The following is a 13,326-nucleotide window of genomic DNA, read 5'->3' as shown; positions in this document are numbered from 1 at the left end:
CACCTGGAACGCGATTGCGGCGGTGGCGGGTATGGCGATCTCAGCGATCCTCGCCCTCACCGCACTGAGGCACTTCCGCCGGCCGATCGCCCGTCGGACAGCCTGCTTCTCGAAAGCGCGAGGCTAGCTGAGCGGGACGTCCGCGACACCCTTGAGGTGGCTGAACGTCTCGAGGGAGTACCGGCCGTGGTAGCGGCCCATGCCGCTTTCACCGACGCCGCCGAAAGGCAGGCCGGTCATGAGCAGTTGCATCACCGGCTGGCCCCATGCGACGCCGCCGGAGGAGGTCTCGTTCAAGAGGCGCGACTTGGTGGCCTCGGACTCGGTGAAGGCGTAGAGCGCGAGGGGCTTGTCGCGTTCGTTGATGAAGGCGATGGCGGCATCGAGGTCTGCGACTTCCACGACGGCGAGGATCGGACCGAAGATCTCCTCCTGCATGACCGGCGACGCGGGGTCGACATCGGTGAGCACGGTCGGTGCGATGAACAGGTCGTCGCGGTCGTGCCGGCCTCCCACCGCCGCCCGGCCGGAGTCCAGCAGACGGGTGAGCCGGTCGAAGTGCCGCTCGTTGATGATCCGGCCGAAGTCGGGCGCGGTCTGCGGGCTGGTGCCGAACTGGGCTTCGACCGCCGTGCGCAGGGCGGGAACCAGTGCGGCGGCGGTGGCAGGATCGGCCAGGACGTAGTCGGGGGCTATGCACTGCTGCCCCGCGTTGCCGAACTTGGCGCCGACCAGCCGCTTGGCGGTCTCGTCCACGTCGGCGTCGGGCGCCACGAAGACCGGCGACTTGCCTCCGAGTTCGAGCGTGACCGGGGTGAGGTTCTTGGCGGCTGCGGCCATGACGATCCGGCCGACCGTGCCATTGCCGGTGTAGAAGATGTGGTCGAAACGCTGCGCCAGGAGGGCTGCGGTCTCCTCGGCGCCCCCCTCGACCACGGTGAGCACGTCGGCGTCGAAGTACTGACGCAACAGGCGTGAAGCCACCGCCGAGGTGTGCACCGAGACTTCGCTCGGCTTGGCCACCACGGTGTTCCCGGCGGCCAGTGCGCCGATGATGGGGTCGATGAGCAGGTGCAGCGGGAAGTTCCACGGAGCGATAACCAGGACGACACCGAGCGGGTCGTACGTCGTGTAGGCCGTTGTCGTGGGACCGAAGTGGGCAGGAACCTCTAGCGGGCGAGGCTGGAGCCAGCTCTCAAGGTTCGCCAGCGTCTCGTCGATGTCGGCGACGGTGAAGTCGATCTCCTGCGTCTTCGCCTCGGCGGCGTTCTTCCTCAGATCCGCCCAGAGCGCTTCGATCAGCTCCTGCTCGTTCTCGACCAGCAGCGCCCGCAGCCGCCGAAGCTGGTCGATGCGCCAGTCCAGCGGGCGGGTGACGCCGGTGTTGAACGTCGCGCGAAGGCGGCCGACCACCTCCGCGGCCGTGTCACCCTGGCGCGTCCTCGACTCGGTCCCCTGTGTTGCGGTCATGGGGTGTGCTCCGTTCCTGATGCAAGCCACGCCCCGGCTGCCTTCCAGCCGGGCACGGTCCCAGCGTGCTGGACGATCCGGTATTCACCCAGGTCACAGCTTTGTGTACATCCGCTGTGCCTACCACTGGCTTGGGCAGGCTAGTGTGCGTCCGACCGTGGATACTCGAAGGCATGGACGAATACCCCGAACCGGTGTACGAGGCCGCCGACAGCGCTCTGGACCCGCGTGCCGAGCTCAGTGAGTTCCTGCGCACCCGGCGGGCCCGGCTGAAGCCGGAGGACGTCGGTCTGCCGGACTTCGGGCGGCACCGGCGGGTGCCGGGGCTGCGCCGCGAGGAGCTGGCGCAGCTGGCCGGGGTGTCGGTCGGGTACTACACGCGCCTGGAGCAGGGCAACGGGCAGCACGTGTCGGAGGAGGTCCTCGACGCCATCGCCCGCGCGCTCCGGCTCAGCGACGCCGAGCACGCCCACCTCACCCACCTGGCGAAACCGAAACAGAAGAAGAAGCCGGCCGGCCGCACCCAGCACGTGCGGAGCCCCCTACGGACGCTGCTGGACACCATGGAAGGCGGCCCGGCGATCCTCGTGGGGCGGCGGGGGGACATTCTCGCCTGGAACCGGATGGCCGCGGCGGTCTTCGGCGACTGGGCCGAGCTGCCCGAGCGCGAGCGGAACTGGGCGCGGCTGGTGTTCCTCAGGACCGAGTACCACGACCTGTTCGTGGACTGGCAGGACAAAGCGAACGACGTCGTCGCTCAGCTGCGCCTGGACGCCGGCTCCCATCCCAACGACCCCCGGTTGTCCGCGCTGGTGGGCGAACTCTCCGTGAAGAGCGAGGAGTTCAGGCGGCTGTGGGCCGCCCACGACGTCAGGGACAGGTGCCACGGCATCCAGCGCCTGCACCACCCGCTCGTCGGCGAACTCGAACTGCGCCTCGAGTCGTTCCACCTGGCCGACGACCACGAACAGACACTGGCGACGTACCACGCCGAACCCGGTTCCCCGTCCGCGGAGGCACTACGATTGCTGGCCAGCTGGGGCACCGACGCGACCAGGGCGGGAACGGGCGCGCCGCCGGCAACCAGGACTCGCTGAACGTGCGAGGGCGTAGCACTCCCTGCCTACGCGGGGAGTGCAGTCAGTGGTGCCTTCAGGAGGCGGACGGCGGGCGCACGCCATCATCCAGGTGCTGGTCAGGGCTACCGGTCTTCGGGCGCCGCCCAGACGTTCTCACGAGAGCGGTCCAGGGCTCGGAGACCAGAGCGGCGAGCAGGGCGGAACCGGCCGCCATCGCGATGGGCGCGCGAGCGTCGGCATGCCTGCCGACCAGCTGCGCACCGTTCCTCGACGCATCGCCGTGGCCGGGGGCGACCGCGGATCACGGAGTAGAGGCCGTACGCCCAGCCGGGGTCGGCGGCGTTCCAGAACACGTCGTCCTCGCGCACGTCGAGGCCGAACTCCAGGCACGCCCGGAACGAGGCCAGTGCCCGGACGGGAACGGGCACGCCCTTGGGGGCGCCGGTGGTGCCCGAGGTGAACAGCAGGACCAGTGGAGCGTCCGGGCCGGTCGCGATCGGGCGGCCCTGAGGCTCGTCGCCGGAGTGCCGGGCGAGCAGTTCACGGGAGGACAGCTCCGAGCCCTCGGGGGTACCTCCGGCGACCAAGGTCAGCCAGGGCTGGTCGTCGGGCATGTCCTCCCCGGGCGCGGGCTTGGCCCGCTTCGGCGACCGGGCGGCCGAAGCGGTCGCCGACGCTTCCCGGCGCCTTGCCGCCGAGCTGGTCATCCGGGACGAGGCCGACCACCGACCGCGCCTGCTGGAGGCCGAGCGGGACCGGGCCGAAGGGGGGAGATGTGGCGTTCCGCTGGAGGAAGTCCGCCGGGTTCACGCCGAGTTGCGGCGCATAGCCCAGCAGGTGCCCGACCAAGACCTGCGCGGTCAGTTGCTGGGCGTGGCCGACCGACTGGCCGAACCCGCCGCCGCATCCTCCGTACCGGGCCCACCACTGTCGCCCCGGGAACTCGATGTCCTGGCGCAGATGGCGCTGGGCTGCAGCAAAGCCGAAGCCGGTCGCAGGCCGTCGCTGCTGCCCGAAACGGTGAAGGCGTATCTGCGCAGCGCGATGCGGAAGCTGGGCGCGAGCACCCGCTTCGAGGCGGTGGTCGCGGCGCGTCGGCAGGGGTTGCTTCCCTGGTCTCCCGTCGTCGCGCGCACACGGCGTGGGGTTGCGCTTGAAAACCGATCGGTTTACGGTGAATGAAACCGATCGGTTTTCCATTGTGTGCCGCGGGCGGCTGTGAGGGTCGCCGCTGCGCGCCCCCGAGTTCGACGGTGCCCGAGTCACCCGTCCCCGTTCCACAGGAGAGAGCAGAGACATGCCCGCCCAGGAGCCACGCCCCACGATTCACATTCCCGGGACCACCAGTCACACCCTCTCCCCGCGAACGGGACACAGCCGCGAGGGAACCCTGCGCTATCTCAAGGCGGGCACAGGGGCTCCGCTGATCCTGCTGCACACATTGCGCACGCAGGCCGAGCACTTCCGCTCCCTCATCCCGCTGATCGCGGACCGGTACACCGTGTACGCCCTCGATCTGCCCGGAATGGGCTACTCCGAGATCGTGCCCGGTGCGTCGTACGAAGAGCCGGCGCTCCGCACGGGCGTCGAGCGGCTCCTGACCGAACTCGACCTCCACGACGTGACATTGGTCGGGGAGTCGTTGGGCGGCGTGCTCGCCCTGACCGCCGCGGCCGATCTGCCGGAACGGATACGGCGGGTCGTCTCGGTGAACCCGTACGACTACCGCGACGGAATCGCCCGGTCCAGTCTCCTCGCGCGTGTGGTGATCGGCGGGATCATCGCTCCAGGAGTGGGCAAGTTGATCGCCGAGCAGGAACCCAAGCCGGTCCTGCGCGGAATCCTGCAGGGCGGTGTCGGCGACAAGACCGCTTTCCGTGAGGACTACCTGGACGAACTCCTCCAGTCGGGCAGGCGTCCCGGCTTCCCGACCGTCGCCCGCGCTCTCTACCGGAACATGCCCAGCCTCATCGCCGCCCGCTCCCGCTACCCCGAGGTCAAGGCCCCCGTCCACCTCGTCTACGGCGAGAACGACTGGTCCCGCCCGTCGGACCGGGAGGCCAACAGGAGGTTGCTTCCCGACGCCGACTACACGCAGGTGCCGGGAGCGGACCACTTCATCGCTCTGGAGAGGCCGGAGGTGGTGGCCGACCTGCTGAACGCGGTGGCATGACCGCGAGGGCACGGAAAGCCGGGCGGTCAACCGAGCCGCTCCGGTCCTCCCAGGCGCCCATGTCGACGCTGAACGTCTTTCGAACGTTTTCCACACTCGCGCACACAACCCAGGAGTCAAGCACCATGTCTTCCCACGCCACCTCCACCATCTTCGTCATAGGCGGCACAGGGGCCCAAGGAATCCCGATCGTGCGCGCTCTGGTCGCCGACAAGAAGTACTCCGTCAAACTCCTCACCCGCGACGCCAACTCCCCGCGCGCTCAGGCGCTCGTCGCGCTGGGGAATGTCTCCGTCCTCGAAGGCACGTTCGCCGACGAGGACGTACTGCGCGAAGGATTCCGCGGCTGTGACGGGGCGTTCATCAACATCGACGGGTTCAACACAGGGGAGAAAGCCGAGACCTACTGGGCCATCCGCACCTACGAGATCGCGATCGAGGAGGGAATCAAGTTCTTCGTCTACGGCAATCTCGACTACGCCCTCAAGAAATCGGGCTACGACTCCAGGTTCCGCACCGGCCACTATGACGGCAAGGGCCGGATGGCCGAATGGGTGCTGTTCCAGAACGAGAAGAACAGGGACCGGATGGGAGCGGCGGTCTTCACGTCCGGCCCCTATATCGAGATGGTGATCTCGCCGCTCACGCCCATGACGCCCTCGGTCGAGGACGGCGTCGTCACCTGGCGAGTCCCGCTCGGCGATGGAGCCGTCCCCCACGTCGCTCTGGACGACTGCGGCTTCTATGTCCGCTGGCTGTTCGACAACCCCGAACGAGCGAACGGCATGGACCTCGAAGTCGCCATCGAGCACATGACGTATGACGACATGGCCGCAGCGTTCGAAAAGGTCACCGGACACCCGGCGCGGTACATCGACACCGACCTGGACACCTACTGGAACGGTCCGGACCTGAAGAACATCGCCGATCATCCTGCCGGATACAACGCCGACCCCGACGACAAGAGCACCATGAGCTTCCGGGACAATTTCACCGGCTTCTGGAACGTGTGGAAGCACGGGATCATCACCAGGGACTACGCCCTGCTCGACGAAATCCACCCCAACAGGATCCGGACCGCCGAGGAGTGGTTCCGCCGGGAGGATCAGCTGGGCAGGGAATCCGGCACGGGAAGCCTCTGGGAAAGGGTCCAGCCGGAGAACTGGACCGTGGACTCCGCGGTCCTCAAGAGCAGCGCGGATTTCAGGACCGGCAAGCTGTAGACGGACCGTGCCCCACGGTGTGCTCGAGATCACTCGACGGTTCCCCATTAGTGCATTTGAAGGAACTGGTCCCGCGCGGGAACCGTAGCCCTCCTCAGCCCGCACCCCCCACCGTGGAGGACCCCATGACCGCGATCACCACAGCCAACACCTCGAGCGAGATGGTCCGCTCGGCCACGAGCACCGCGCTCCGGGTCGCCGCGCGCGAGCTGGAACTGTACGACACCGGCGACGTCGACGGCGCGGACGAGGTGTTCGCCCCGGACGTGATCGATCACAACCCCGCCACCGGCGTCGCCTCGGGCATTGACGGCATGCGCGCGTCGATCGCCGCGGTCCGTGACGGATTCACCGACACACAGCACCGGATTCTCTTCCAGCAGGAGCTTCCCGGCGGCTGGGTGGTCCTCCACTGGCGGATGACCGCGGTCCACACCGGAGACGCCTTCGGGTTCGCCGCCAGCGGCAACCCGGTCGACATCAACGGCCAGGACATCATGCGCGTCGTCGACGGCAAGATCACCGAGATCTACCACGTCGAAGAACTGCTCAAGCTCACCCAGCAGATCAGCGGCGGTGCGTAGTCGCGGTTCCTCCCGCGCTGAGCCCGCCCAGGAGGAGGTCTCCGAGTTCGGAGAAGGCGTCGCCGGCGGTCAGTCCGGTGCTCTCCAGGAGGGCCCCCGACTGCACCGCGTCGATGGTCACCGCCACGACCTGGGCGGCGAAGTGCCCGTTGATCGCGCGGAAGACACCAGTCCGTACGCCCTCCTCGATCAGTTCGTGGACCCGGTGCGCCGCGGCGGCTGAGTTCTTGCGGTAGATCTGTGCCGTCGGCTCGTAGCCGACCATGTCGTCGTAGAAGGCGTGAGAATGCCGGCGCATGGCTGTGCCGACACCGGTGAGGTAGACGCGGATGCGCTCCCGTGGATCAGGCTCGGCCTGGACCGCCTGCTCGATCTCGGCTGTCGCATCCCTGAAGAAGGTCCGGGTGACCGTCAGGACGAGCTGTTCCTTCGTGGGGGCGAGACTGTACAGCGTCGCCTTGGAACATCCCAGCCGCTGGGTGAGCTCGTCCATGGTCACTGCCGTGAAGCCCTCGGCCAGGATGATCGCCTCGGCTTGGCGCAGCAGTTCGTCCCGTCGACGTGTGTCGACGACCCGCCTGCGTGCCGTTCGGCGCGGGCGTCGGTCGCGCGAGTCGGTCGTGGCCGTCACCGCGGCAGCCTCCCATGAGTCGTCTCCGCCGGAAAGGAACGGTCGGTCGTCGGCCGGGAAGCCGACCGAATGGGTACCAGCGTACCGGCTGACGTACCCGGTCGACCGCCCGGGCGGGGATCGTCCACGACAGTGCTCGCGTCAAGGGTCGGTGTATTAGTGCAGTCACTGCATCGGCTACATCAACTGCACTAATGGGCTACCATCAAAAGATGTCCGCTGAATCCAGCCTGCCCGAGTGCGGTGTCGCCCGTTTCATCACGCTGCTCGACGGGCCGTGGGCCACCCTCATCGTGCGCGAGCTCCTGCGTGGACCCCACCGCTTCACGCAGCTGCGCGACGCCCTGCCCGGCATCAGCCCGCACACCCTGACCAGTCGGCTGCGCCAGTTCGAGAGGCATGGCATCGTCGTCCGCACCGCCTACGCGGAGATCCCCCCGCGGGTGGAGTACCGGCTCACGCCCCTGGGCGAAGGTCTGCGCGCCGTCCTCGACACCATGGCCGCCTGGGCCGTGACGGTCCCCGACGGCGAGTCGACGGTCACGGCCTGACCGTCGAGGCGGCGTTACCGGATCGAGGAGCCGATGGAGATGCCGCCGTCCACGTCCAGGACGACGCCGGTGATGTAGCCGGCGGCCTCGCTGGCGAGGAAGGCCGCGGCTTCGGCGATGTCCTCGGGCCTGCCGGTGTGCCGCATGGGGATCTTGTGGGTGAGCTTGTCGCGTGCGGGGCCGTTCATGGAGGCGAGCATGGGGGTCTCGATGAGGCCGGGGGCGATGGCGTTGGCGGTGATGCCGTGGCGGGCGCCCTCGAGGGCGAGGGTGCGGGTCATGCCGACGATGCCCGCCTTGGCGGCCACGTAGTTGGTCTGGCCGAAGTTCCCGCGCCAGGACATCGAGGAGAAGCTGACGATACGGCCGTAGCCCTGGCGTTTCATCGGGCCGAACGCGGCGCGGGCGCAGTGGAAGCCGCCGGTGAGGCTGACGTTGACGACCGCGTGCCAGTCCTCGTCCGTGATGTCCTCGACGCGGTTGTCGCGGATGATCCCGGCGTTGTTGACCAGCACGTCGAGCCGACCGAGTCCGGCCGTGACGCCGTCGATCCAGGAGTTGACCCGGGCCGAGTCGGTCACGTCCACCACGTCGGTGCGGAGCCTCGCGTCGTGGGCGTCGGTGATGGTCTTCGCGGCGTCGGTGAGGGCCTCTTCATTGACGTCGGCCAGCGCGACCGCGGCGCCTTCCGCGGCGAACCGCGTTGCCATGGCGAGGCCGAGACCTTGTGCGGCTCCGGTGATGGCGACGACTCGTCCCTGGTAGCGATTCACCTGTTGCCTGCTTTCGTGGTGTGGGGGGTGAGGAAGTCCCGCAGGGCGTCGGCCACCGAGCTCGCCGACCAGTTGTCGGCGAAGGTGGCCAGTTCCTCGCGCAGGGCCTGTTCGGGGGCCATGCCGTCGATCCGGTGCAGCAGTGCCTTGAGGCGTTGCTGGGCAGGGCTGTGGCGGTCGGCCAGCTGGTGGCAGATACGGGTGGCGGTGGTTTCGAGGTCGGCCTCGGGCACGATCGAGTGGATCCAGCCGGTGCTCTCGAAGGCGGTGGCGGGCAGCAGTTCGCCGGTGAGCAGGAGCCGGCGGGACAGGCCCCGGCCGACCGCGCCGGGCAGCCGTACGCTCGATCCGCCGGCGGGCACCAGGCGCCGGTTGAGGTGGCCGTCGCCGATCAGCGTGGTGTCGGCGGCGACCACTACATCACAGGCCAGTGCGAGTTCGAGGCCCCCGGCGACGGCGTGACCGTGCAGCACGGCGACCCAGGGTTTGGGGCTGGCCGCGATGCGGTTGAAGCAGGCCGAGACGTCGGTCAGGAAGTCGACCGGGTTGTGGCCCGCGTCGTGGAGCTCCAGGAACTGGTGGAAGTCCCCGCCGGCGCAGAAGCTAGGCCCTTTGCCGGCCACGGCGACGACCGCTGTGCCGGGGTCGGCCTCGGCGCTGGTGATCTGCTGGTCCAGGGCTTCTACGAGGGTGGTGTCGAGGGCGTTGCGTCGCTCGGGGCGGTTGAGCGACAGCCATCGGACGGGGCCGCGTTGCTCGACGAGCAGAGGTTCGGACAGGAGACGTTCCGTGCCGGTCAAGGGGACTCCGGGGTGGTGAGTTCGGCGCGTCGGCGTTTGCGCAGCAGATAGCGCTGGGTCTTGCCGCTGGGGGTCTTGGGCAGCGCGTCGATGAAGTGGATGGAGCGTGGGTAGGCGTGGGCGGCGTACCGGGTCTTGACCAACTGCTGGAGCTCGGTGGCCAGTTCCGGTGAGCCCTCGCCACCGTCGCGGAGGACGACGTACGCCTCGATGACCTCGCCGCGGACGTCATCGGGTGCGCCGATCACGCTGCATTCGGCGACCGCGGGATGCTGGGCGAGCACGCTCTCGATCTCGAACGGGCCGATCCGGTAACCGGCCATGATGATGACGTCGTCGTCGCGGGAGGAGAAGAAGAAGTCACCGTCGGCGTCGACGCGCCCGGCGTCGCCGGTGAGGTACCAGCGGCCGTCGGGGGTGAACTTGGAAGCGCTCTGCCCGGGGATCTGGTAGTCGCGGAAGGTCATCAGCGGGCTCGCCGCGACGTCGATCGCGACCCGGCCGAGTACGCCCGGTCCGGCGGGCTCGTCCTTCTCGTCGACCAGGACGGTGAGGCTCCAGCCGGGCACCGGCCGGCCCATCGAACCCGGTTTGAGAGGACGGGCGAGTTCGGGATGGTGGTGGTTGGCCAGGGGCATGCCGACCTCGGTCTGGCCGAAGTGGTCGTGCACGGCGAGACCGAGCACGCTGCCGGCCCACTCGTTGACCTCGGGGGTCAGAGGCTCGCCCGCGCTGGACGCCCGCTCAAGCCGCAGCCCCTCGGGCACCGGCACCGACGAGGAGCGCAGTCCCCGGTACACGGTGGGGGCGGCGGTGAAGTCGGTGACCTGGTGGTCGAGGAGGGTGCGCCAGGTCGTCTCGGCGGAGAACCCTCCGGACAGCAGCAGGCTGGGAATGCCGGCGGCCAGCGGGGCGACGATGGCGGAGTACAGGCCGTAGGCCCAGCCGGGGTCGGCGGCGCACCAGTAGACGCTGTCGCGGGAGACACCGAGTGCGTACTCCAGGTAGATCTGCCAGCCCGCGATGTAGGAGACGGGGTGGATGACGCCCTTGGGCTTGCCGGTGGTGCCGGAGGTGAACATGTGCACCAGGGGCCCGTCCCCGCTGGTGGTGACGGCGGGCAGCGGCTCGGGTGAGGCGGCCGCGACGAGATCGGCCAGCGACAGGTCACCGCGTGACGTGCCGGGTCCGGTGACGACGATCCGGCGCTGGGGGTCGTCCGGCATGTCGGGGCCGGGGTCGAGTTTGTGACGCTGGTCGGGGTCGACGACCACGACGTGCGCACCCGCGCCCTCCAGCCGCAGGGCGATGGCCTGGGGTGCGAACGCGGTGAACAGCGGGACGTAGACCGCGCCGAGCCGCCAGATCGCGAGGATGAGGGTGACCAGGTCGGTGCTCTTGCCCATCAGGGTCGCCACCCGGTCGCCCGGACCGACGCCGAGGTCCTGGAGCGCCCGGGCGCAGCGGTGCGAGCCCTCGGCAAGCTCGCCGAAGGTCAGCGTGGACGCCTTGCCGTCGCTGTCGACGACGCTGAACGCCGTGCGGTCGGCGGGGTGCCGGTCGCACAGCAGGTGGGCCACGTCCAGGTAAGGGGCCGCGAAGGTCGCGGTCAGCTCGGCGACGCGGTCGGCGGCGCTCATGCCTGGTCCTTGCGGTCGATGATCGGCAGCACCAGGCGGCTGGGGTGGTTGGGCCCGTGGTGGATGTGGTTGATCGCGGGGATCATCTGCTCCTCGCTCTCATGAGCGATGACGCCGCCGGTGTTCGTGTTGCGGTCGTAGCGCGGGAAGTTGCTGCTGGAGACATCCACCCGGATGCGGTGACCGGGCAGGAACACATTGGAGGTGCCGGTCATGTCGACGGTGATCTCGTAGACCGCCCCGGGCTCCATGAACTCCTCGGTGGCCAGGCCGCCCCGGTAGCGGGTGCGCAGGATCCCGTCGCACAGGTTGATCGCCTTGCCGTCGGGGAAGACGTCGACGAGTTTGGCGGTGAAGTCGGTGTCCACGGCCGTCGAGGAGACGTAGAGGGTCAGGCTGACGGGGCCGGTGACCTCGACGGCCTTGTCGAGTACGGGAGTTGCGAAGCACAGGACGTCGTCGCGGGCGGCGACCGTGCGCTGGTCGACCGGGCCGCAGAACCCCGGGGTCGTGGGCATGGACGCCCCGCCGGCCGAGGGGACCGGGCGGCGCGGGTCGTAGAGGTAGGTCTCGTGCCCGGTGTCTGCCGGGGCCTGGGTGGTCAACACGCCGTCGCCGTCCGCGGTGTTGGCGTGACCGGTGCTCATGAGGTGGTAGTCGGTCCACTGCGTGTCGGGCAGCGGCCAGGCCTGCTCGTCGCGCCACTGGTCGATGCCCATGACGAAGATCTTCACCGGCGCCACACCGTCCAGGGCGGTGGTGTCGCCGCGCAGCCAGCGGTCGAAGAACTTCACATGCAGGCCGGTCAGGCCCATCATCTGGGCGTCGGCCCGCGGGCCGAAGGAGCGGTCGGGATAGACGCCACTCGTGGACAGGTGATCCCACGGGCCGATGATCAGCCGCTGCCCCTCACGGGCCTGCGCACTGCCGGCCTTCTGGCGGGCGGTGGTGTAGGTGCGCAGGGTCTGCCCGATGTAGAGGTCGTACCAGCCACCGATGTTCAGCGCCGGGACGGTGACGTTCTTGAGTTCGGGCGTGAGCTCCATGGCGTCCCAGTACGCGTCGTGGGAGGGGTGGGCCATCCAGTCGTCCCACCATTTCCCGTACGCCGCAAGGACCGGGAGCTCAGCCGTCGGCAGTACGTCGTTGAGGGACTCGTGGGACAGCACCGCCTGACCGAGCTGCTGCAGGTGAAACGCGGTGTCCTCGCCGAGAGTCAGGGACCGCTGCGCGTCCGCCGCATACATCATGGCGTTCCACAGCGTGACCAGGCTCAGCGAGAGCGCACCGCCGGGGCCGTACCAGGGTGCCTCGTAGTTGTCGATCGAGGTGACGGCCGGTGCGATCGCCTTGAGACCGGGGGCCCCGGTAACGGCGGTCTCCCACTGGACCATTCCGAGGTAGGACCCGCCGTACATGCCCACCGTGCCGTCGGACCAGGGTTGCTCGGTGATCCAGGCGACGGTGTCCTCGCCGTCGTGCCGGTCCGCCATGTGCGGCACGAACTCGCCCTCCGAGCGGTAGGTGCCCCGGCAGTCCTGCACGATCACCGCGTAACCGGCCTCCAGCAGAGTCTGGGTGTCGGGCATGAGGGCAAGACCGACGGCCAGAAGACCGTCCTTGCTGTACGGCAGGCGCACGAGCAGCGCCGGGACCTTGCCCTCGGCCGGACGCCACACGTTGGCGGCGAGGGCCACGCCGTCGCGCATCGGAACCCGGACGTCTATGTCGAATAGGTGCTGCTGCATCTGTGCTCCTCGTTGAGCCGCAGTGGCGTTGCCAGGGTGTGGGTACGTATGCGGGTACGTTACGAGGTACGTTCGTACCCTGTCAATTACCCATGGGTTGCTGACTGCGGCGTCTGAGGGGTGCGCGGTGGGCTGTCGGTTGCCGCCTCGCATGCGGCGGCCGACGGCGTGGTCTGTCGCGAACACGCACCACTGGGCAGGCCTCAAGGAGTCCAGCCGTACCGAGCGGGCGGTCGTCCAGGCGATCAGGGACACCTTCGCCGACTCGGGCCGGCCTTCCGTGGTCGCCCCGGGCGGGGCATTCGGCCCAGCTGGCCAGTGCCCTGTCAGTGCCGCGGGGAGTTCCTGTGGTTGGTGCAGTTGCGGCCAGTGACGGCTGTCCAGCAGGACGACGTTCGTGGTCCGGCAGCCTCAGTCATGGCCCACCAGGTCGGTGTCGGCGTACCCGATGTGCAGTCCGGTGACGGCGGTGCCGCGCCGTTGGAGCTCCAGGCGCAGGGAGCTGGTCTGCGACCACAGGGCGGCCCCCGGGTCGGTGACCTCCAGGGTCACCGGGACCGCGTCGGGGTGCGTCACTGTACGCGGGGCGTGGGCCGAGGCGTAGACCTTGGCCGCATCGCGCACGTACAACCCTTCCACCAGGGCCTTGCCGAT

13 protein-coding genes and 1 pseudogene are annotated in these 13,326 nt (G+C 69.0%); 6 read left to right on the top strand and 8 right to left on the bottom strand.

What is annotated here, in order from left to right; all coding sequences use genetic code 11:
• Nucleotides 1-123: 123 nt before the first annotated feature.
• The gene (locus ABZT17_RS10950) at nucleotides 124-1,470 is read right to left on the bottom strand and encodes an aldehyde dehydrogenase family protein (protein WP_356346561.1); all 1,347 of its coding nucleotides are present in this window, start codon (nucleotides 1,468-1,470) and stop codon (nucleotides 124-126) included.
• A 173-nt stretch (nucleotides 1,471-1,643) separates the two neighbouring features.
• Between ABZT17_RS10950 and ABZT17_RS10945 the strand changes: the two genes are divergently transcribed.
• Nucleotides 1,644-2,567 carry a helix-turn-helix transcriptional regulator gene (locus ABZT17_RS10945; RefSeq protein WP_356346559.1) on the top strand — a complete coding sequence of 308 codons (924 nt, stop codon included), beginning with the start codon at nucleotides 1,644-1,646 and terminating at the stop codon, nucleotides 2,565-2,567.
• A 104-nt stretch (nucleotides 2,568-2,671) separates the two neighbouring features.
• On the opposite strand, the gene ABZT17_RS10940 is transcribed toward ABZT17_RS10945, so the two are convergent.
• Nucleotides 2,672-3,163 carry an AMP-binding protein gene (locus tag ABZT17_RS10940; protein WP_356346557.1) on the bottom strand — a complete coding sequence of 164 codons (492 nt, stop codon included), beginning with the start codon at nucleotides 3,161-3,163 and terminating at the stop codon, nucleotides 2,672-2,674.
• A 19-nt stretch (nucleotides 3,164-3,182) separates the two neighbouring features.
• On the opposite strand from ABZT17_RS10940, the gene ABZT17_RS10935 reads away from it, so the two are divergent.
• The 4 genes from ABZT17_RS10935 (at nucleotide 3,183) to ABZT17_RS10920 (ending at nucleotide 6,529) form a co-directional block, all read left to right on the top strand.
• A complete protein-coding gene (locus tag ABZT17_RS10935; protein ID WP_356346554.1) occupies nucleotides 3,183-3,731 on the top strand; it encodes a LuxR C-terminal-related transcriptional regulator in 549 nt (182 codons plus the stop codon).
• Nucleotides 3,732-3,846: 115 nt separating this feature from the next.
• Entirely contained in the window at nucleotides 3,847-4,722 is an 876-nt protein-coding gene (locus ABZT17_RS10930; RefSeq protein ID WP_356346552.1) for an alpha/beta hydrolase, read from the top strand.
• A gap of 125 nt (nucleotides 4,723-4,847) precedes the next feature.
• Nucleotides 4,848-5,945, top strand: coding sequence for an NmrA family NAD(P)-binding protein (locus ABZT17_RS10925; RefSeq protein WP_356346549.1), 1,098 nt, complete (start codon nucleotides 4,848-4,850; stop codon nucleotides 5,943-5,945).
• 125 nt (nucleotides 5,946-6,070) lie between these two features.
• Nucleotides 6,071-6,529, top strand: a complete 459-nt coding sequence (locus tag ABZT17_RS10920; RefSeq protein ID WP_356346546.1) for an ester cyclase — start codon at nucleotides 6,071-6,073, stop codon at nucleotides 6,527-6,529.
• On the opposite strand, the gene ABZT17_RS10915 is transcribed toward ABZT17_RS10920, so the two are convergent.
• Entirely contained in the window at nucleotides 6,513-7,160 is a 648-nt protein-coding gene (locus ABZT17_RS10915; RefSeq protein WP_356346543.1) for a TetR/AcrR family transcriptional regulator, read from the bottom strand. The two genes, ABZT17_RS10920 and ABZT17_RS10915, sit on opposite strands and share 17 nt — an antisense overlap.
• Nucleotides 7,161-7,372: 212 nt before the next feature.
• On the opposite strand from ABZT17_RS10915, the gene ABZT17_RS10910 reads away from it, so the two are divergent.
• Complete coding sequence (locus ABZT17_RS10910; RefSeq protein WP_356346541.1) at nucleotides 7,373-7,711, top strand: helix-turn-helix domain-containing protein; 339 nt, start codon at nucleotides 7,373-7,375, stop codon at nucleotides 7,709-7,711.
• 14 nt (nucleotides 7,712-7,725) lie between these two features.
• Here ABZT17_RS10910 and ABZT17_RS10905 read toward each other — a convergent pair whose 3' ends face one another.
• From ABZT17_RS10905 to ABZT17_RS10885, 5 genes and pseudogenes are all read right to left on the bottom strand, one after another.
• Nucleotides 7,726-8,484: an SDR family NAD(P)-dependent oxidoreductase gene (locus tag ABZT17_RS10905; protein WP_356346539.1), complete on the bottom strand. Its 759-nt coding sequence runs from the start codon at nucleotides 8,482-8,484 to the stop codon at nucleotides 7,726-7,728.
• Nucleotides 8,481-9,284: an enoyl-CoA hydratase/isomerase family protein gene (locus ABZT17_RS10900; protein WP_356346536.1), complete on the bottom strand. Its 804-nt coding sequence runs from the start codon at nucleotides 9,282-9,284 to the stop codon at nucleotides 8,481-8,483. Before ABZT17_RS10900 ends, ABZT17_RS10905 begins: the two co-directional genes overlap by 4 nt.
• Complete coding sequence (locus ABZT17_RS10895; protein WP_356346534.1) at nucleotides 9,281-10,924, bottom strand: AMP-binding protein; 1,644 nt, start codon at nucleotides 10,922-10,924, stop codon at nucleotides 9,281-9,283. Before ABZT17_RS10895 ends, ABZT17_RS10900 begins: the two co-directional genes overlap by 4 nt.
• A complete protein-coding gene (locus ABZT17_RS10890; protein ID WP_356346532.1) occupies nucleotides 10,921-12,672 on the bottom strand; it encodes a CocE/NonD family hydrolase in 1,752 nt (583 codons plus the stop codon). The genes ABZT17_RS10895 and ABZT17_RS10890 overlap by 4 nt, the downstream gene beginning before the upstream one ends.
• A gap of 426 nt (nucleotides 12,673-13,098) precedes the next feature.
• Nucleotides 13,099-13,326, bottom strand: a pseudogene (locus ABZT17_RS10885) (short-chain dehydrogenase); the annotation flags it as partial.

It is taken from the genome of Streptomyces sp. NPDC005648, from assembly GCF_040605395.1.
Classification (GTDB): domain Bacteria; phylum Actinomycetota; class Actinomycetes; order Streptomycetales; family Streptomycetaceae; genus Streptomyces.
Note: the sequence above shows the minus strand (reverse complement) of the source record. Positions and strands in the feature narration are given on the sequence as shown.